21 protein-coding genes are annotated in these 18,502 nt (G+C 31.8%); 16 read left to right on the forward strand and 5 right to left on the reverse strand.

The annotated features are described in order from the left end of the window. The 3 genes from HXZ69_RS11330 to HXZ69_RS11340 form a co-directional block, all read left to right on the forward strand. Positions 1–207: hypothetical protein (locus HXZ69_RS11330; RefSeq protein WP_286496042.1), on the forward strand; the 207-nt coding region annotated here is incomplete at its 5' end. A 424-nt stretch (positions 208–631) separates the two neighbouring features. Continuing rightward, positions 632–1,168, forward strand: coding sequence for an RNA polymerase sigma factor (locus HXZ69_RS11335; protein WP_125350308.1), 537 nt, complete (start codon positions 632–634; stop codon positions 1,166–1,168). A 24-nt stretch (positions 1,169–1,192) separates the two neighbouring features. Continuing rightward, the gene (locus HXZ69_RS11340; protein ID WP_125350307.1) at positions 1,193–1,609 is read left to right on the forward strand and encodes a hypothetical protein; all 417 of its coding nucleotides are present in this window, start codon (positions 1,193–1,195) and stop codon (positions 1,607–1,609) included. A 6-nt stretch (positions 1,610–1,615) separates the two neighbouring features. Here HXZ69_RS11340 and HXZ69_RS11345 read toward each other — a convergent pair whose 3' ends face one another. From HXZ69_RS11345 to mnmC2, 3 genes are all read right to left on the reverse strand, one after another. After that, positions 1,616–1,912, reverse strand: a complete 297-nt coding sequence (locus HXZ69_RS11345; RefSeq protein ID WP_180905936.1) for an ATP-dependent Clp protease adaptor ClpS — start codon at positions 1,910–1,912, stop codon at positions 1,616–1,618. A gap of 6 nt (positions 1,913–1,918) precedes the next feature. Beyond that, entirely contained in the window at positions 1,919–2,746 is an 828-nt protein-coding gene (prmA, locus tag HXZ69_RS11350; RefSeq protein ID WP_038336885.1) for a 50S ribosomal protein L11 methyltransferase, read from the reverse strand. 72 nt (positions 2,747–2,818) lie between these two features. Continuing rightward, on the reverse strand, positions 2,819–3,535 hold the full coding sequence (gene mnmC2 / locus HXZ69_RS11355) for a tRNA (5-methylaminomethyl-2-thiouridine)(34)-methyltransferase MnmC2 (protein WP_114999065.1): 717 nt from the start codon (positions 3,533–3,535) through the stop codon (positions 2,819–2,821). Between the two features lie 80 nt (positions 3,536–3,615). Here mnmC2 and HXZ69_RS11360 point away from each other — a divergent pair, with 80 nt between their 5' ends. The 3 genes from HXZ69_RS11360 to HXZ69_RS11370 all read left to right on the forward strand — a co-directional run bounded on the left by HXZ69_RS11360 (position 3,616) and on the right by HXZ69_RS11370 (position 6,288). Then, entirely contained in the window at positions 3,616–4,677 is a 1,062-nt protein-coding gene (locus tag HXZ69_RS11360; RefSeq protein WP_280038161.1) for a branched-chain amino acid aminotransferase, read from the forward strand. Between the two features lie 105 nt (positions 4,678–4,782). After that, complete coding sequence (locus tag HXZ69_RS11365; protein ID WP_286496044.1) at positions 4,783–5,805, forward strand: DUF4407 domain-containing protein; 1,023 nt, start codon at positions 4,783–4,785, stop codon at positions 5,803–5,805. A gap of 54 nt (positions 5,806–5,859) precedes the next feature. Continuing rightward, entirely contained in the window at positions 5,860–6,288 is a 429-nt protein-coding gene (locus HXZ69_RS11370; protein WP_125350302.1) for a hypothetical protein, read from the forward strand. A gap of 29 nt (positions 6,289–6,317) precedes the next feature. Here HXZ69_RS11370 and folP read toward each other — a convergent pair whose 3' ends face one another. After that, positions 6,318–7,145: a dihydropteroate synthase gene (gene folP / locus HXZ69_RS11375; RefSeq protein ID WP_286475847.1), complete on the reverse strand. Its 828-nt coding sequence runs from the start codon at positions 7,143–7,145 to the stop codon at positions 6,318–6,320. Positions 7,146–7,198: 53 nt separating this feature from the next. Here folP and HXZ69_RS11380 point away from each other — a divergent pair, with 53 nt between their 5' ends. From HXZ69_RS11380 to HXZ69_RS11405, 6 genes are all read left to right on the forward strand, one after another. Then, entirely contained in the window at positions 7,199–7,747 is a 549-nt protein-coding gene (locus tag HXZ69_RS11380; RefSeq protein ID WP_038336876.1) for a DUF1599 domain-containing protein, read from the forward strand. Continuing rightward, complete coding sequence (locus HXZ69_RS11385) at positions 7,744–8,865, forward strand: BT_3928 family protein (RefSeq protein WP_286496045.1); 1,122 nt, start codon at positions 7,744–7,746, stop codon at positions 8,863–8,865. Before HXZ69_RS11380 ends, HXZ69_RS11385 begins: the two co-directional genes overlap by 4 nt. Before the next feature lie 4 nt (positions 8,866–8,869). Next, positions 8,870–9,952 (forward strand): ABC transporter permease, encoded by a 1,083-nt coding sequence (locus HXZ69_RS11390; protein WP_286496046.1) that lies wholly within the window; start codon positions 8,870–8,872, stop codon positions 9,950–9,952. A 76-nt stretch (positions 9,953–10,028) separates the two neighbouring features. Continuing rightward, complete coding sequence (gene tpiA / locus HXZ69_RS11395; protein WP_180905945.1) at positions 10,029–10,787, forward strand: triose-phosphate isomerase; 759 nt, start codon at positions 10,029–10,031, stop codon at positions 10,785–10,787. A 219-nt stretch (positions 10,788–11,006) separates the two neighbouring features. After that, positions 11,007–11,768, forward strand: a complete 762-nt coding sequence (locus tag HXZ69_RS11400; RefSeq protein ID WP_286496047.1) for a hypothetical protein — start codon at positions 11,007–11,009, stop codon at positions 11,766–11,768. Positions 11,769–11,891: 123 nt separating this feature from the next. After that, on the forward strand, positions 11,892–12,806 hold the full coding sequence (locus tag HXZ69_RS11405) for a helix-turn-helix transcriptional regulator (protein ID WP_286496048.1): 915 nt from the start codon (positions 11,892–11,894) through the stop codon (positions 12,804–12,806). Positions 12,807–12,839: 33 nt separating this feature from the next. On the opposite strand, the gene HXZ69_RS11410 is transcribed toward HXZ69_RS11405, so the two are convergent. Further along, on the reverse strand, positions 12,840–14,981 hold the full coding sequence (locus tag HXZ69_RS11410) for a type IA DNA topoisomerase (protein ID WP_286496049.1): 2,142 nt from the start codon (positions 14,979–14,981) through the stop codon (positions 12,840–12,842). A 324-nt stretch (positions 14,982–15,305) separates the two neighbouring features. Here HXZ69_RS11410 and HXZ69_RS11415 point away from each other — a divergent pair, with 324 nt between their 5' ends. The 4 genes from HXZ69_RS11415 to HXZ69_RS11430 all read left to right on the forward strand — a co-directional run bounded on the left by HXZ69_RS11415 (position 15,306) and on the right by HXZ69_RS11430 (position 18,321). Continuing rightward, positions 15,306–16,118 (forward strand): MotA/TolQ/ExbB proton channel family protein, encoded by an 813-nt coding sequence (locus HXZ69_RS11415; protein WP_188319171.1) that lies wholly within the window; start codon positions 15,306–15,308, stop codon positions 16,116–16,118. Between the two features lie 86 nt (positions 16,119–16,204). Further along, a complete protein-coding gene (locus HXZ69_RS11420; protein ID WP_286496051.1) occupies positions 16,205–16,795 on the forward strand; it encodes a biopolymer transporter ExbD in 591 nt (196 codons plus the stop codon). Between the two features lie 18 nt (positions 16,796–16,813). Next, the gene (locus HXZ69_RS11425; protein ID WP_038336863.1) at positions 16,814–17,341 is read left to right on the forward strand and encodes an ExbD/TolR family protein; all 528 of its coding nucleotides are present in this window, start codon (positions 16,814–16,816) and stop codon (positions 17,339–17,341) included. 32 nt (positions 17,342–17,373) lie between these two features. Next, positions 17,374–18,321: a hypothetical protein gene (locus HXZ69_RS11430; RefSeq protein WP_286496052.1), complete on the forward strand. Its 948-nt coding sequence runs from the start codon at positions 17,374–17,376 to the stop codon at positions 18,319–18,321. Positions 18,322–18,502: the final 181 nt, after the last annotated feature.

An 18,502-nucleotide genomic window follows, 5' to 3' on the forward strand; every position in this document is an offset into this window, starting at 1 on the left:
GTTAAGCCTGCCTGCGCCGATGGTACTGTTACTTACGGGAGAGTAGGTCGTCGCCAGTTTTTATTAAAAGCCTCAAGTGAACAACTTGAGGCTTTTTTTGTGGGTATACTTTTTTGTAAAATGTACAAAGTAAAATGTAAGCTACCACATCTCCAGACTATGTTTTATAAAACAAGAAGCTTGCTTTCATCCAACAAGAGCTTCTAATTAGTCAACTAGAAGCTTCTTCTTGATAAAAAGGAAGCTTCCTTTTTGCAACTAACTCAGAACTTACAACCAGCGTTAGGGAGAGTAGTCTAAATCCTTTTGTAGAAATTGGATTTTCTTACTTGTAATAGAATTTTATTCTACAAAAGATTGCAACGGATAGCCCGACCGAGCGATTTACATTTCTTGTTATTGAATTATTAAGAGATAATTGAGGGAGATTGTATAAATACGAGGAATAGAGCGAGTGAATGCCCAAATAAATTTTTCAATAGAAATATACTTTTATTGATAGGTTCATACTTAAGTATATGTGGAATATGGATTTGATTTCATAAAAAAAATATAAAATATAAACTATGTTCAAAATTATTAGAAGTTTATCATTTGAAATTTAATAGCTTTACAGCTTAATATTACTTAATTGGATCAGAAAATATTAGATCACATTTTAGATAAGGATTGGGAACAGGCTTTTAAACTTCTTGTAAAAGATTATCATCAGAGAGTTTATTGGCAAATTCGTCGTATGGTTTTGATTCATGAAGACGCAGATGATATTGCTCAAAATGTTTTTATAAAAATCTATCAAAATTTGAATTCATTCAAAAATGAATCAAAATTATCGACATGGATTTTTAGGATTACTTATAACGAAACCATCAATTTTATTCATAAAAATGCTAAAGAACAAAATGTTTCGTTTGAAGATTATTCGATGAATATTGCAGATGATTTATCTACGGATGAGTATTTTACAGGTGATGAAATTGAGTTGAAACTACAAAAAGCGATTGCAAGTTTGCCAGAAAAGCAGCGCGTAGTATTTATGATGAAATATTATGATGAAATGAAATATGAACAAATTTCTGAAATTTCAGGAACATCTGTTGGTGCGCTAAAGGCGTCTTATCATCATGCAGTTACAAAAATTAAAGAATTTTTAGAGGATGAAGATTAAACCTTTTTAACTTTTTTTTGTCTTATGAATGATATGAAAGAAAATGGATTAAAAAATAATTTTAAGGTTCCAGAGAATTATTTTAAGAATTTAGAAGATGAAATTTATTTTAAAAGCTTAAAACAAAAGGAAAATTATACAACCCCTACTAATTATTTTGACGATTTAGAACAGTCAATTTTATCGAAAACTATTGATAAAAAAGAAACAAAAGTTGTACATTTCAATATTTGGTGGGCTGCTGCTTGTATATTGCTATTAGCATTGGTTGTAACTCCTTTTGTGATTAATTCTACAGAAAAATCTACAGAAGTTGTGGATACAAAAACAGAAAATCATGTTTACGAGAAGATCTATGATTCGTATATAGTGAGTGATCAAAACAAAAAATCGTCCAATGTAACATTAGACGATTCTGATTTTGCTTTATATGATTATTAAGAAATTCTAAATAATTTCTGCACTTAAACCTCGGTTCAATAATTCTGTGCATCGAGGTTTTAAATCTTCTAATTCACCCGTCAAGACTTCGCATTTACCTTTGTAGTGAATCAAAATAGAACATTGTTCCGCTTGCTCTGGCGTGTGTTCACAAACATCAATCAACGATTCGATTACCCAATCAAAAGTATTCACATCATCATTGTAAACAATAATTTGATATTTGTGTGATTCCTGTTCCAATACATCAACAGCCGAATCTTTTTCCGTTTCCCACATGGGTTGCGTTGCGTATTTTGTCATATCATTTTATTTTTTGAAATGTAGCGCAATCCACTCATTTCGTTGTTTTTTAGATACAAATTTCAAACCATTTTCTGTACAAAAAGCTAAGATATCATCAAAATCTTGCTCCATCAATCCACTTAAAAATAAATCACCATTTTCATTCAAAACATTGATGTAAGAAGGAATTTGACTGATTAAAATATTTTTGTTGATATTCGCTAAAATAATGTCAAACTGTTTGCTTCCCAAAAGTGAATTATCACCCATTTTCGCATCTAAACTAACACCATTTCGTTTTCCATTTTCGATAGAATTTTCCACAGCCCACTCGTCAATATCGATACATTCTGCATAATTTGCACCACGTTTCATTCCTAAAATTGCAAGAATTGACGTTCCACAGCCCATGTCCAAAATATCTTTTCCTGTAAATTCAGTTTCCAAGATATATTCTACCATCAAATGTGTTGTAGAGTGATGTCCAGTCCCAAAAGACATTTTTGGTTGAATGATAATTTCGTACGGAATATTTTCAACTGTTTCGTGAAATTCTGCACGAATCAAACATTGGTCATTCACTAAAATTGGCGTGAAATTTTCTTCCCAAGTTGCATTCCAATTTTGTTGTTCAATTTCTTGACGCGTATAAGAAAAATCAATATTCTCGATAGAATCAATCACTTCTTTTACTTGGTCAATATTTTCGTCAGTTTTTGGCATGTAAGCATCAAAACCTTCTTCGTTTTCAACAAAACTTTCAAAGGGTAGTTCAGAAATCATTGCAATAATAATTTCATTAAAAGGCTCTACTTCCGCAACTTTAAATTTATATTCGATATAATTTGTCATAAAAAAATGTAGAAAACATCAAATTGTTTTCCAGCGCAAATTTACGATTTTTATAATTAATGATAAAGGAGATTATTTATCAAATGGAAAGTCCTTCAAACCAACCATCATTTCACGTTTTCCTGGAGGCCCAGGACGTTTTTGTACAATATAGCCCAAATCTTTCAAACCTCTTTTTATGGTTCCTTTCGCTGCATAAGTGGTAAAAATGGCAGATTTTTTAGTTAAAGAATCAACAATTTCTAACAATTCTTTTTCCCATAATTCTGGTTGAACACGAGAACCAAATGCATCAAAATAAACTAAATCAAAATTATTTTCGTTGATATTTTTCAGATTGAAAAAATCTTCTTCCACTTTCTTAACTTCAAAATATGGAGAAATTTTATTCCAATTTTCCCAATTTGAATGAAATAATTGTTGATAATAATCTAAAAACTCTTCTTTTCGATGTTCAAATTCCGGATAAAGTTTGAAAACATTTTCGAAATAATTCACCAATTCAAATTCTTCATCAGAAACTGGAAATTTTTCAATTCCAACATATTGCACTGGAGTTTTATGTTTTTCAGCTTCCATCAAAGTAATGAAAGAATTAAGTCCCGTACCTAATCCAATTTCTATAATTTTTATAGGATTTTTTGTTTCTGTAAAATGATGAAATCCATTTTTTATAAATACATGAAAAGCCTCTTGTACAGCGCCATGCTTAGAATGATAAGATTCATCCCAATCTTCAATATAGATAGTTTTAGATCCATCTTCCGTTTCTTGAATAATTCTTTTCATCGTCGAAAGTTATGATATTTATTATGAAAAAGTGCAAATAAAATGTACCTTTGATAAGCACAAACAAAATATATCATAAAATGATTATAGAAAAAATTGCTGAATCAAAATTTAACGATTCAGTTTTTAACTCTACTACTTTTGGGAAAGAGTTTACAGATCACATGTTGATCGCGCATTACAAAGATGGTAAATGGGATGAGCCAAAAATTGTTCCTTACGGACCAATTTCAATGACTCCAGCAGCGATGTCTTTCCATTATGGTCAAACAATTTTTGAAGGAATGAAAGCCTACAAAAATGATAACGAAGAAGTGTTTATTTTCCGTCCAGAGAAAAACTTCGAGCGTTTTAATTTATCTGCGGCACGTCTTAATATGCCTCAAATTCCGAAAGAAATTTTTATTGATGGTTTAGAAGCTATTATTGATATCGATCGTCAATGGGTACCAAAAGATTACGGAACGTCATTATATATTCGTCCAGTAATGTTCGCAACAGAAGAAGCAGTTTCTGCTAGGGCATCTAACGAATATATTTTTGCTATTTTATTAGCTTATGCTCCTAATTATTACGATAAACCTTTATCAGTAAAAATTGCTGATTATTATAGTCGTTCAGCTCAGGGAGGTGTTGGTTTTGCAAAATGTGGAGGAAACTATGCTGGATCTTTCTTTCCAACTTCTGAAGCTCAAAAAGATGGTTATGATCAAGTAATTTGGACAGATTCTATCGAGCATAAATACATTGAAGAAGCAGGAACAATGAATGTGATGGTACGTATCGGAAATAAAATTTTAACAGCGCCAACGTCTGAGCGTATTTTGAACGGAGTAACACGTGATTCTGTTTTAACTTTAGCAAAAGATAGTGGATATGAAGTAGAAGTACGTCCTGTAGAAGTACAAGAATTGTATGATGCTTACAAATCAGGAGAATTAAAAGAAGTATTTGGATGTGGAACTGCTGTTGTAATTACACAATACGATGCAGTTGGATTTGGTGAAGAGCGTGCTCAATTACCAACTTTAGCTGAAGAAGATTCTTTTGCATTACAATTGAAAAAGAAATTAAAAGATATTCAATACGGATTAGCAGAAGATCCTTATGGATGGAGAATTAAAATCGAAAAACAAGCTTAATTTTGTTTAAGTAAATTTTTTGAAAATATAAGCTGACAATTTGATTGTCAGCTTTTTTTGGCACGATATTTAATAATATGTTATACAAAGTACTATATTTGCAAAATGAATGGACTACAGAAATTTTTAATCATCTGTTCAGGGAGTAGTCTTGAACTCTTGAAAAAAACACCAACAGATATCAACAAACATGTTGGTATTGGAGGTGTCATATTATTTACAGGAATTTTGGCGGCTTTGTCTGCTGGATATGCGCTGAATACTGTTTTTGATAATATATATGCAGCAACAGGTTTTGGTTTGTTGTGGGGATTAATGATTTTTAATCTTGACCGATATATTGTCACATCAATGAAAAAGTCAGGTGGATTTTTTCGTCAGTTTTTTATTGCTTTGCCACGTATTTTGGTTGCAATTTTATTAGGTATTGTGATTTCGAAACCGTTAGAATTAAAAATTTTCGAGAAAGAAATTAACAAGCAATTAAATATTATTGTCAATCGAAATAAAACGGAATTACAAAAAGGAATTGATGCGCGTTATGCTGAATTGGGAACGCCTTTTTCGAATGAACGAAAAGAAATTTATGCAGAAATTGATAAATTAAGAAATGAGTATAATTCAGCTTCTACCGAGTTGGAAAAAGAAGTTGTTGGTACACAAACTGAAACAACAACTGGACGCGAAGGTTATGGACCAAATGCGAAACGAAAAGCAGAATTGAAAAAACAAAAAGCTGCCGAAATCGAAACTTATATTCAACAATCTGCGCCTCGTTTAGCTGAAATTAATAAAGAATTAGATCGATTGAATGTTGCAAAAGAAAAAGAAATTGATGCGGCTAAACCAACCGAAGAGAATTACAATGGTTTTGCTGCACGTATGCAGGCTTTAGACGAATTGTCAGTTAATAATCCAATTTTAGGGACTGCAGCTATTTTTATAGCTCTTGTGTTTATCTCGTTAGAAACTGCGCCAGTTTTAGTGAAATTAATTGCACCAAAAGGACCTTATGATTTTCTCTTAGAAAAACATGAACATTCGTTCAAGATTTTTAGCAAAGAATCGATTCAGGTTATGGATATCAAATCTGAAAAACGTGTGAAACATGAGTTAGAAAAAGTATAAAATTGTAAAAAAGTAACTTCCGTTTGAAGTTACTTTTTTAATTTTGTAATAGATATGGAAACTTATAAAATAGAAATTTACGGAGAAGACGAAAACCAAATTCAACGAATGGAAGAGGTGATTGCTCCAATAAAAGATATACAGGATTATTTTTGGAAAATTCTTTGGGTTGATGGTGAAAGTGAAACGGACGAATATTCGGTTTTCGAATTGCAAGAAGTGATTGATCAACAAGACGGAATTTTTGTGGAATATGATCAGTTAGAAAGTTTGTGTTATAAAATGGAACATGTAACGGAGGCGTTGATTATTGGAGATAGAAAAGAAAATAATTTGCATGTAAATATTGAGGATGAAAATTTATACGACAACGAAGTTGTGTTTGAATTTGTGAAAGATTCACATTGGCAAATTTTGACTTCGGATATCAATATTGTTGATACGTTCAAAGTTTTCTTTCCAAATAGTAAAATCATTGATTAAAAATAAAAGCCTTTTTAGTGGCTTTTATTTTATATTTGATTCAATTTCTGAAAAATTTGTAAGGTTTCTTTTGCTTCTTTTACATCGTGAACACGCAAAATTTTTGCACCTTTTTGTAACGCAACCATATTTAGTACAGAAGTTCCGTTTAAAGCTTCTTGCGGAGTTGTTTCGAATAAATTATAAATCATCGATTTTCGCGAAATTCCGACTAATAAAGGAAAACCTTCAAAACCTAAAGCTTCCATTTTACTGAATAATTCGTAATTATGATCCAATGTTTTTGCAAATCCAAAACCAGGGTCCAAAATAATATCATTTACTTTTGCAGCTTTTAATTGAGCAATTTTCTGCGAAAAATATTCGTTTACTTCCAGCGTAATATCTGCATATTCAGGATTATTTTGCATCGTTTTCGGTGTTCCTTTCATGTGCATCAAAATGTACGGAACTCGAAGTTCTTTTATTGCATCAAACATGTTTTCGTCCAATTCCCAACCCGAAACATCATTTATAATAGCAGCGCCAGCTTTTACAGCTTCGCGTGCCACATTTCCTCGAAAAGTATCAATCGAAATAATCAATTCTGGATATTCTTCAATAATTTTTTCGATAATTGGTGCAGTTCTATCAATTTCTTCTTGCTCCGAAATATTTTCTGCTCCAGGTTTTGTAGAATAACCACCAATATCAATCATATCAGCACCTTCGGACAAATGTTTTTCAACTTTTTCTAAAATCAAATTCATCGATTGATTACTGCCTCCATCATAAAAAGAGTTTGGCGTTGTATTCAAAATTCCCATAATTTTAGGCTCGTTCAAATCAATCAAACGACCATTACAATTAATTGTCATATCTTAGAAGTTCTTTAAGCAATTTCAATTATTTTTGAAATCGAAACGAAATTATGAAAAATACCTCAATTCAATTTAAAGAAATCATCTCTGTTTGTCGAGATTTATATACAAAAAAATTACAAGATTACGGTCCGGCTTGGCGTGTATTGCGTTTACCGTCTTTAACAGATCAAATTTTTATCAAGGTAAACCGTATTCGTACGTTGCAAGAAGCAGCGGAGCGTTTGGTTGATGAAGACGAAGAAGGAGAATTTGTGGCAATCGTTAATTATTCGATTATGGCATTGATTCAGTTGGAACTTGGTTTTGCAGATCAGCCAGATTTGACAGACGAACAAGCTATCGAATTTTATGATAAATATGCAACAATTGCGCACGATTTGATGATGAAAAAAAATCATGATTACGGTGAAGCTTGGAGAGATATGCGTGTAAGTTCGATCACAGATTTAATTTATCAGAAAGTTTTGCGCACAAAAAGTATAGAAGATAATAAAGGAAAAACAATTGTGTCTGAAGGTTTAGATGCAAATTATTTGGATATGATTAATTATTCGATTTTCGCAATGATTTTAATTAACGAAAAGAAAGCTTCATGAGGTATTTAGTTCAATTTGCCCGAATTATAGTTGGAGTTATTTTTATAATTTCTGGATTTGTAAAAAATGTAGATCCAATTGGGTTAAGTTTCAAATTAGAAGAATATTTTTCGCCAACAGTTCTTAACATTCCATTTTTAGAAGGTTTGAGTTTGCCTTTGGCAACTTTCTTTTCACTTTTTGAAATAGTTTTAGGCGTTTTATTATTGCTTGGCGTTTGGAAAAGATTTACAACAATAGCTTTATTGTTAACGATTATTTTCTTTACATTTTTGACATTTTATTCAGCTTATTTCAACAAAGTAACCGATTGTGGATGTTTTGGTGATGCACTAAAGTTAGAACCTTGGACATCATTTTACAAAGATGTTGTGCTTTTGGTGTTGATCATTATTTTAGTGATTGGTCAAAAATATATCAAACCATTATTTGTCGAAAAAGCGAATTACGTAATCAATTTTATAACAATTTTAGGTTCTGCAATTATTGCTTATATCGGAATTAATCATTTACCAATTATCGATTTTAGACCTTATGCAGTTGGCAAAAATTTAATTGAAGGAATGAAATCTCCGCAAGAGTTAGGTTTGAAACCAACAACGTATAAAACGATTTACACCATGAGAAATAGTGTAGATGGAAAAGTGGTAGAAATTGATGATGCGCAATATATTGCCGATGATAAGTGGTATAAACATGGAACGCCTTGGGTGATTGAAGCGGATAAAACACGTACAATTGTAGAGAAAAAAGGGTACGAACCACCAATTCATGATTTTAATTTTGATTGCAATGGTGTTGATAAAACGTCTGAAATTTTAAATGCCCCGAAAGCGATTGTTTTTGTCATTCCATTTGTTGAAAAAATAAATGATAAACAACTTGTGAAATTAAATACTTTAGGAAAAGAAGCGAAAGCAAAAGGTTTTATTGTAACAGCGGTTTCGAATAATCCAATTAAAGGTTTAGAATTGGAAAATTGTTTTATGGATCAAACGACGATGAAAACAATTATTCGTTCAAATCCTGGAGTGATGATTTTAGAAAAAGGAACCGTAAAAGCGAAATATCATGACAACGATTTTCCTTCAATTAATCAATTAGAAGAATTATTTTAAAAAAGTGATTAATTATATTTTAAATAAAATTTTCTACGGATTTCTGACACTTTTTGGTGTAGTGACTGTAGTTTTTCTATTGTTTTCGGTTCTTCCTGGCGATCCTGCGCGTATGATGCTTGATCAAAAAGAAGATCCTGAACAATTGGCTCAAATTAGAAAAAACTTAGGTTTAGATCAACCTTTGTGGAAACAATATGCTTTTTATATTAATGATTTGTCACCGATTTCTTTTCATAATATTGACGAAAACAATACAACATATACTTCAATAAGTTCTGATAAATACAATTACACAAAATTGATGGATTTCGGAACAAATGAAATGGTTTTGAAAACGCCTTATTTACGTGAATCTTTTCAAAAACAAGGAAAAAGCGTCAGTACAATTATTGGCGAAACTTTACCAAATACAATGGTTTTGGCAATTGCAGCCATCATTATTGCAACGATAATTGGTGTTGCGTTGGGAATTGTTTCTGCTTTGATGAAAGATACATGGATTGACAGAGTTTTGTTGGTAGTAACAAGCTTTGGTATGAGTATTCCGTCTTTCTTTTCGGCAATTATCATTGCCTATATTTTTGCTTTTTTGATGCACGATATTACAGGGCTGAATATGATTGGAAGTCTATATGAAGTGGATGATTTGGGAGAAGGAAAACATTTGATGTTGAAAAATTTAATTCTTCCAGCAATTACATTAGGTTCGCGTCCGTTAGCGGTTTTTACGCAATTAACACGAAATTCGTTGTTAGAAGTTTTGAACCAAGATTATATCCGAACAGCTTTTGCAAAAGGACTTTCTAGAAAAACGGTGATTACAAAACATGCATTACGAAATGCACTTAATCCAGTTGTTACAGCAATTTCGGGTTGGTTCGCTTCCATGTTGGCAGGTTCTGTTTTTGTGGAATTTGTTTTTGGCTGGAATGGTTTAGGAAAAGAAATAGTAAATGCACTAAATACATTAGATTTACCAATTGTGATGGGAGCTGTTTTAGTTATTGCGGTGATGTTTATTGTAATTAATATTCTGGTTGATATACTTTACGGAATTCTAGATCCGCGCGTTCGCATAAAATAAATCAGGTATAATTTCGCAAGAAATAATTATCTTGCAATAAATATTAAAACCAAAATCAAATAAAATACACTTTTTTATGCGTGATAGAATAGTAGCAGGAAACTGGAAAATGAACTTAAATTATGAAGAAGCAATTCATTTAGCAACAAACCTTAATGCTTGGGTGGCAGATAATCATCCAATTGCACAAGTTATAATTGCGCCTTCTTCTATTTATTTACAAACATTGTTAGAAGCTGTAGATGAGCAATATGTTAAGATTTCTTCGCAAGATATTTCTGCTCACGAAAAAGGAGCGTATACAGGAGATATTTCAGCAGAACAATTGGATAGTATCGGATTAGATTTCGCTATTATTGGGCATTCTGAGCGTAGAGAATATCAAGGAGAAACAGATATTGTAATTGCTGAGAAATTAAAACAAGCTTTTAAACATCAAATTAATCCAATTCTTTGTGTAGGAGAAAAATTAGAAGAACGTGAAGCTGAGAAACATTTTGAGGTTGTAAAAACCCAATTAATGGATGCTTTAGTTGCTCAAAAACCAGAAGATCTTTCTCGTTTGATTATTGCTTACGAACCAGTTTGGGCAATTGGAACTGGAAAAACAGCTACACCAGAGCAAGCGCAAGAAATTCATGCATTTATTCGTAAAGTTTTGAATGATGAATTTGGCGTAGAAGTCGCGAATGATACAAGTATTTTGTACGGAGGAAGTGTAAATGCACAGAATGCGAACGAAATTTTTGCTCAACCAGATATTGACGGCGGTCTTGTTGGTGGTGCTTCATTAAAATATGATGATTTTGTGCAGATAATTGCTGCATGTAAATAATATAAAAGCTCAACTTAGTTGAGCTTTTTTTATGTTTTATATTTTCTAAATTTTGAAAAATAATAAATTTAACTCCTCTGAATCCCTTATAAAATAAGTCAATTAAGAAAACTATAACATTTATTAGGATTAATTAAGAGTTTTCGGAACAGTGTCTGCAAAGTTCTAAAATGTACTAACTATTTAAAAAGTATCATTTTTAAACAAAACACATTTATTATGAAAAAATTGACGCAAGTATTAGGAGTCGTAGCAATAGGGTTAGTTTCTTTCTCTTTTACTACAAAAAATGAAATAAAAGTTCCTACAACAGAAATTACAAATAAAGTTGTAGAAGATGCACCAAAAGTTGTCATTTTAGATATTGTAGATAATATCGCTGTAGAATCAGGAACAAATATCGCATCAGAATTTAAAACAAAGTTAGAATCTTTGAATAAAGAAAATGTTCAGGTTCTTTTATGGAAAGATTTAACGAAAGGATTAAAAGATGAAGAGAAAAGATCAATCATCGATAGTTTAAAACCTGAGTTAATCATGACATTAAATTTTGAAAAAACTGATGATAATACAAATAAAGTTGCCGCAGTTGTTTTTAAACAAAATGTTGCATTTAACGAAACAGTTAAAGTAGCAAAAGAGTTAACAGAAAACTTAAATTCAACAGCTGTTAAAAATGACGGAGTTTATCAAAACGAATCAAATTATATTCAAGATAATGCTGCACCATCAATTTTCTTAAGCGTAAAAGTGAAGAATGAACCAACTTCTAACGCAGAAATTGTTGATAAACTTTCTAATTTCATCGAAACAGCGAAAGTTGAAGATGGCACAACTCCAGTTGAAATAACATCAGAAGTAGTAGTAGATTCAGCGGCAGCTACGGTAGACTCAGCTACAACAACAATAGAAGCGGCGGTACAAGATGTAAAAGCAGCTACGAAAGATGCAAAAACAAAAGTAAAAAAATCTAAAAAATAGAATCCGTTTTTTCGAATATTTCATTTTTATTAATGAAGAAAAAGTAACATTTTGTAATGAAATGTTACTTTTTTTTGTTTTTAATTACAGATAAGTTAAGTTTGCTCAAACACTTCCAATTCAATGTCAAAACAAGGTTATATCGCGCGTTATTTCAATATTGTTCGTAAATTATCACAACAAAAATATTGTTCTTATGAAGATTTAGAGCGTTTTTTGGAACGAGAATTTGAAATGCTTCAACTTAATGATGATACATTAGAGTTTAATTTCTCTAAACGTACATTACAGCGCGATATTCAAGAAATCAGAAATATATTGGGAATTGATATAATGTATAGTCGCAGTCAGCGTGGATATTATATTATTCAAGACGATTATAGCTCTGATTTATTTCTGAAAACTTTAGAAGAAATTAATAGTTTTTCTGCTTTGAAATTGACAAATTCGCTCGAATCTATTGTGTATTTGGAAAAAAGAAAGCCAAAACGCGCCGAATTTTTACCAGATATTGTACAAGCAATTCAAGGAAAAAAGAAAATTGAATTTCATTATCAAAAATTTGGAGAGGAAAAAGAAACGATTCGTAAAGTTTCGCCAATTGCAATTAGAGAGCACAATAACCGATGGTATTTGATTGCGGATGATAAAGGAATTGTCAAAAATTTTGGTTTGGAACGAATGAATAGAGTTTCGATTTTTAGAGATAAAATTGACGATAATATCGAGTTTAATTACAATGATAAGTACAAATATTCGTTCGGGATTATTGTTCCAAGTTCAGAAAAACCAGAAAAAATAGTGCTTTCTGTGACCAAAAAACAAGCAGCGTATTTAGAATCTTTGCCTTTGCATGAATCCCAACAAATTTTAGAAATTAAAAACGATGAAGTTTTAATTGGATTAGAATTATTTTTGACCGAAGATTTTATCAGCGAAATTCTTTCTATGAGTCGTTCAGTTACAATTATCGAACCTAAAAAATTGAAAGAAAAAGTCAAAACAATTTTAAAAGAAACGTTGGAGAAATATAATTAGCGAGTTTCGAATTTCGAAACTCACTTTATTTTTTTACATTTCTTCAAATTCTAAATCGAAATTCATTCCCAAAATAGCTTTACCAGTAACTTTTTCTCCATTTTCAGGATTGATTAAGCCAGCCATTTTTCCAGTTTTTTGTTTGGTTAACAAATCCAAAATTTGTTTATCAGTTAATTTTTTACCCATAAACTCGAACGGAATTTTGAATCCACATGCTGCAAAGTTTGCACAACCATAAGCGGCTTTTCCTTTGACTAATTTATGTGTTTTACATTTTGGACAAGTTGCATCTTCCAGATTAATTTCTTCTTTCGGTTTACGTTCCTTTTTAGGTTTTTCAGCTATTTGAACTGAATTCTGATGAGAAGCGATTGGTCTGAAGTAACTATTTTTTACATCAAATGTTAGTTTCGAAACCATTTCAATCAATTCTTGCTTAAATTGTTCTAATTCGTATTCACCTTTTTCAATCAAACGAAGTTTTCGTTCCCAAACACCTGTCAATTCAGGAGATTTTAATAATTCATTTTGAATGGTATCAATCAAATCAATACCAGTTTGTGTGGCGATAATATTACGTTTTTTCTTTTCGATGTATTTTCTACGAAACAAGGTCTCGATAATATTTGCACGCGTTGAAGGTCGACCAATTCCATTTTCTTTCATCAATTCGCGCATTTCTTCATCATCTACTTGTCGTCCAGCAGTTTCCATTCCTCGTAATAGAGTCGCTTCTGTATAATGTTTTGGCGGAGTTGTTTTTCCTTTGTGAATAAATGGTTCGTGAGGACCTTTTTCACCAATCTCAAAAATCGGCATTATCTTTTCCTCATCTTTTTCGTCTTCCTTTTTATCTTTTGCATAGACTTCGCGCCAACCCATTTCGAGAATTTGTTTTCCCGTTGCTTTAAAATTTATAGCAGAAAGTTGACCGTCTTTTCCATTATTTTCAACTTTTCCTTCGACAGTTGTGTTGGCAACTTTACATTCTGGATAAAAAACAGCAATAAAACGTCGTGCAACCAAATCATAGATACGTTTTTCTTCGTTCGATAAACCTTGTGGAAAGATTTCGGTAGGAATAATAGCGTGGTGATCGGTTACTTTTGTATTATCAAAAACTGCTTTTGACATCGGAATTGGTTGCGTCATCAAAGGAGCAATCAAATTTTGATAAGCGGTTAATTTATTTAAAATTCCAGGAACTTTAGGGTGAATATCTTCCGAAAGATAAGTGGTATCAACACGAGGATAGGTCACAAATTTTTTCTCGTAAAGACTTTGTATATATTTTAAGGTATTTTCTGCCGAAAACGCATATTTTTTATTCGCTTCTACTTGTAAAGCAGTTAAATCGAATAGGCGAGGATTTTTTTCACGACCCTCTTTTACATCGAAATCAATGATTTCAAACTCTCGATTTTTGATGAAATCTAAACCTTGTTTGGCTTTTTCTTCAGATTTTAAACGAGGTATTGTCGCATTAAACTCTACTTCTTTGAAAATCGTTTTCAATTCCCAATATTCCTCAATAATAAACGCATTGATTTCTTTTTGACGCTGTACAATCATTGCTAATGTAGGTGTTTGCACACGACCAATAGAAAGAACTGTTTTTGGCGGCGCAAATTTTTTGGTAAATAATCGTGTAGCGTTCATTCCTAGTAACCAATCGCCAATTGCACGCGCTTGTCCTGCAGAAAAAAGATTGAAATATTTTTCTCCATCTTTCAAATTATCAAAACCTTCTTTAATTGCTTCTTCTGTCAACGAAGAAATCCATAAACGCTTCATTGGCGCTTTAGCACGCGCTTTAAGTAAAACCCAACGTTGTATCAATTCTCCTTCTTGACCAGCATCACCACAGTTTATAATCTCTTCAACTTGACTAGCTGTTACAAGTCTTTTGATAATATTAAATTGTTTCGAAACTCCTTTGTCAGCGATTAATTTTATTCCAAAACTTGACGGAATCATAGGTAAATAATTCAGATCCCAACTTTTCCATTCGGGAGTATAATCTTGCGGTTCCTTTAATGTACATAGGTGACCAAAAGTCCAAGTAACTTGAAATCCGTTTCCTTCATAGTATCCATCATGCTTCTGATTAGCACCAATTACTTTGGCGATATCTTTAGCAACACTTGGTTTTTCGGCAATACAAACTTTCATAGCAATTATAATATTGAAGTGCAAAAGTCAAAATAATAATTTAATTCTTAAAAAAAAATATAAATATGTATAAATATTGAATAAATTTGCGATAGGTTAATTTTTGTGAAGATTGAATATTTTTCAAAATTTATAAAGTTGTGAGGTTTTATTAGAACTGATGAGATAAAAAATAAATTATCATTTCGGTGAAAAATACTATTGATTTCAAATAAATTCGAAATTTAACGTCATAACAACATAAAAAATTTAGAAGATTTAAAAAATTTTCACTTAATTTACACCCACATTAATAAAAATCATAATATTTAAAAGAATTAGTAAATGGAAAAGAATGTAACAGTACCAGCTAAAACTAAAAAGGGAGGTCTTAACCCTGTGATTACTATGATCATTTTAATTGCTATCGCAATGGGGATCTTTTATGGTGTTTTTGGTCAACCAGGTAACTTTGAAGGAGGAGATACAGAAAGAGGAAATCCTTTAAACTTTTTAGGAATTATTTTTAAAGGAGGGGTAATTATTCCATTCTTAATCTCGTTTTTCTTTATGGTATTGGTATTCTCTATCGACCGTGTTATCGCTTTAAACAAAGCAAAAGGAACAGGATCTGCTGAGAAATTTGTAAACGACATTCGTGCTTTATTAAACAAAAATGAAATTAACAAAGCAATCGAATTATGTGACAAACAAAAAGGTGCCGTAGGAAACGTAGTGAAAGAAGGTTTGACAACTTACAAAGCGTTAGAAAACGACACAACTTTAAACAAAGAGCAAAAATTAGCTCAATTAGGTAAAACGTTAGAAGAAGCGACTACATTAGAAATGCCAACGTTAGAGAAAAACATGACAATTATTTCTACAATTGCTTCTGTTGGTACGTTAATTGCCTTAATGGGTACTGTAATCGGGATGATTAAAGCATTCTTCGCATTAGGTGAAGGAGGAGGATCTCCAGATGCTGCACAATTATCAGTAGGTATTGCTGAGGCCTTAATTAATACAGGTATGGGGATTGGTGCTTCTGCATTCGCTATTATTATGTATGCTTTCTTAACTTCTAAAATTGATGATTTAACATTCAAAATTGACGAAGTAGGAATGAGTATTCAACAATCTTTCTCTGCTCACAATTAATATTCATTGACGAAGCCTTAGAAGGATAGTATAAGGAAAAATCAAACAACAAACAATTTAGAATATTAATTAATAATACAGAGAAAATGGCAAGAGTAAAACCAAAAAGAAGAGGTCCTTCGATGGACTTAACAGCTATGTCTGACATGGCTTGGCTTTTGTTAACTTTCTTTATTTTGACATCTAACTTTAGAGAACCTGAAGTTGTTCCTGTCGTAACACCGACATCTGTTTCGAACCAAAAAATGGCTACAGAAAACATGATGATCATTAAAATTGATGATAAAGGAAAATTCTTATTCGGATTAGAAGAAAAAGATCGTATTCCTACATTAGAAAGAATGGGTGATAAGTACGGAGTGAAGTTTACAGATGCTGAAAAGAATGCATTCAAAAGCATAGTAGAGTTTGGTGTACCAATGAATGAAATGAGAAATTATTTGAATCAGCCTGCTGATAAACAACAATCATATCATCCAGGTATTCCATTAGATACGATACCGAATAAAAATCAAGAATTAATTGATTGGGTATTTGAAGCAAAAGAAGTGAACCCAGATATTTTCTTAGCAATTAAAGGTGATCAAAAATCTGAATACAAAAAATTCAAAACTTTGATTCAACAATTGCAAATGAAAAATATGAATAAGTTCCAGTTAATTACATCTCAAGAATAATTATTAAGAAATTAGAAAATGGCACAAATAGAAAGTCACGATGACGGTGGCGGAAAGAAAGTCCGTTCCAAAAAGAATTCGACGAAAGTCGATATGGCTCCTTTGGTTGATTTAGGTTTCTTATTAATTACTTTCTTTATGTTTGCGGCGACATCGATCAAACCAAATGTAATGAACTTGAATATGCCTCCAAAAATTGACAAATTAGATCCAACTGATAAACCAGAAATAAAATTGAATAATTCTATATCAATTTTAATTGGAAAGGATAATAAGTTATTTTGGCATCAACAAGATCAGGCAGGATTAAACGGAGGAACTCTAAATGAAACTGACTACTCTAAAATTCGTGATGTTATTACAGCAGCACAAGGTAGAGCAGATAAAGATAAGTTTACTGTAATTATCAAACCTATGGATGATGCTACGTATGATAATTTAGTAACTATCTTAGATGAAATGGAAATTACAAAGTCTACTCGTTACGGAATCGTACCTGTTGCACCTTTTGAACAAAAAGTGTTCGACGAAAAAGTAGGTAAATAATTAGTTTAATTGTTAAATTTAAAAGAATTAAAATGTCAGAAAATAACAACAAACTAAAATCCTTAGACGAGATTGTATTTGAAGGTAGAAATAAAGCGTATGGAGCTTATGACATGAGAATGTCTGAGAAGAGTACATTATTGAAAGCTTTCATTCGTGGATTTATAGTAATTGCGATTTTAGCTTTTGGTCTTATTGCTTCTGCAACAGGTTTGTTTGAAAGTAAAAAGTCAGAAGACGTAGTCGTAGATGTTCAGCTTGAGGATTTGAATATTCCTGAGCCTCCAAAAGAGGAAGAAGTGGTTGAACCAGAGCCACCAAAGCCAGAGCCAGAACAAAGATATCAAGAAGAAACAGCTCAGGTTAGAGTGGTTATGCCAGAACCTAAAGCTCAGCCTAAAAAAGAAGAGCCTATTGTCGAAGTAAAGGAAATGGCCGATAAAGATTTAGGTTTAGTAGATAGAGAAGGGCCAAAATCAACAACACAAACTGGAGGTGCTAATGAAGTAAATACTAAAAAAGAAGCACCAAAGGATACACCAAGTACTCCTAATCCAGGGAAAGGTACAGAACCTGCTGCTCCATCTACAGTAACTGCTCGTACAGCGGCTGTAATGGCGGTATATCCTGGTTGTGAGAAAGATGCTGCAAAAGGTAAACAAGCTGCAACAGATTGTTTATCTAGAAAGTTATCACAAGATTTAACTGATGAGTTGCAAGATTTTGCAAATGACGCTGCTGGTCAAGGTTTATCTGGTGTAGTAGCTGCTAAACTTTCTTTCCAAATTGACACTGAAGGTAGAATCGTTGGAATTTCTCCAATGGGTGATGCTAAGTTAGGTCCTGAAGCTAAAAAAGCTTTAGAGCGTATTACACAACGTCAACAAAGAAGAGGGAAAACGATCAAACCTGCTCAAACAGAAGATGGTCGTGCTGCGAAGTTGAATTTCAACATTCCAGTTAAAATGCAAATTGAGTAAAACTTAATTTCATATATAAAAAAAGAGGCTAAAATTAATTAGCCTCTTTTTTTGTGTTTAATTTTTAGACATATATTTATAATAAAATCTTCGTAGGTTTTAATTATCAGTTTTGATAAAATTAAAAAGCATCTTCAATTGTATGAAGATGCTTTTTTGATTATAAGAGTTTATTCTTAAT

Source organism: Empedobacter sp. R132-2, assembly GCF_030324375.1.
GTDB classification, from domain to species: Bacteria; Bacteroidota; Bacteroidia; order Flavobacteriales; family Weeksellaceae; genus Empedobacter; species Empedobacter falsenii_B.

Coding starts and splice junctions, on each gene's coding strand:
- HXZ69_RS11340 (WP_125350307.1), top strand. CDS start 1,193: ATGAATGATATGAAAGAAAATGGATTAAAAAATAATTTTAAGGTTCCA.
- HXZ69_RS11345 (WP_180905936.1), bottom strand. CDS start 1,912: ATGACAAAATACGCAACGCAACCCATGTGGGAAACGGAAAAAGATTCG.
- prmA (WP_038336885.1), bottom strand. CDS start 2,746: ATGACAAATTATATCGAATATAAATTTAAAGTTGCGGAAGTAGAGCCT.
- mnmC2 (WP_114999065.1), bottom strand. CDS start 3,535: ATGAAAAGAATTATTCAAGAAACGGAAGATGGATCTAAAACTATCTAT.
- HXZ69_RS11360 (WP_280038161.1), top strand. CDS start 3,616: ATGATTATAGAAAAAATTGCTGAATCAAAATTTAACGATTCAGTTTTT.
- HXZ69_RS11365 (WP_286496044.1), top strand. CDS start 4,783: ATGAATGGACTACAGAAATTTTTAATCATCTGTTCAGGGAGTAGTCTT.
- HXZ69_RS11370 (WP_125350302.1), top strand. CDS start 5,860: ATGGAAACTTATAAAATAGAAATTTACGGAGAAGACGAAAACCAAATT.
- folP (WP_286475847.1), bottom strand. CDS start 7,145: ATGACAATTAATTGTAATGGTCGTTTGATTGATTTGAACGAGCCTAAA.
- HXZ69_RS11380 (WP_038336876.1), top strand. CDS start 7,199: ATGAAAAATACCTCAATTCAATTTAAAGAAATCATCTCTGTTTGTCGA.
- HXZ69_RS11385 (WP_286496045.1), top strand. CDS start 7,744: ATGAGGTATTTAGTTCAATTTGCCCGAATTATAGTTGGAGTTATTTTT.
- tpiA (WP_180905945.1), top strand. CDS start 10,029: ATGCGTGATAGAATAGTAGCAGGAAACTGGAAAATGAACTTAAATTAT.
- HXZ69_RS11400 (WP_286496047.1), top strand. CDS start 11,007: ATGAAAAAATTGACGCAAGTATTAGGAGTCGTAGCAATAGGGTTAGTT.
- HXZ69_RS11405 (WP_286496048.1), top strand. CDS start 11,892: ATGTCAAAACAAGGTTATATCGCGCGTTATTTCAATATTGTTCGTAAA.
- HXZ69_RS11410 (WP_286496049.1), bottom strand. CDS start 14,981: ATGAAAGTTTGTATTGCCGAAAAACCAAGTGTTGCTAAAGATATCGCC.
- HXZ69_RS11415 (WP_188319171.1), top strand. CDS start 15,306: ATGGAAAAGAATGTAACAGTACCAGCTAAAACTAAAAAGGGAGGTCTT.
- HXZ69_RS11420 (WP_286496051.1), top strand. CDS start 16,205: ATGGCAAGAGTAAAACCAAAAAGAAGAGGTCCTTCGATGGACTTAACA.
- HXZ69_RS11425 (WP_038336863.1), top strand. CDS start 16,814: ATGGCACAAATAGAAAGTCACGATGACGGTGGCGGAAAGAAAGTCCGT.
- HXZ69_RS11430 (WP_286496052.1), top strand. CDS start 17,374: ATGTCAGAAAATAACAACAAACTAAAATCCTTAGACGAGATTGTATTT.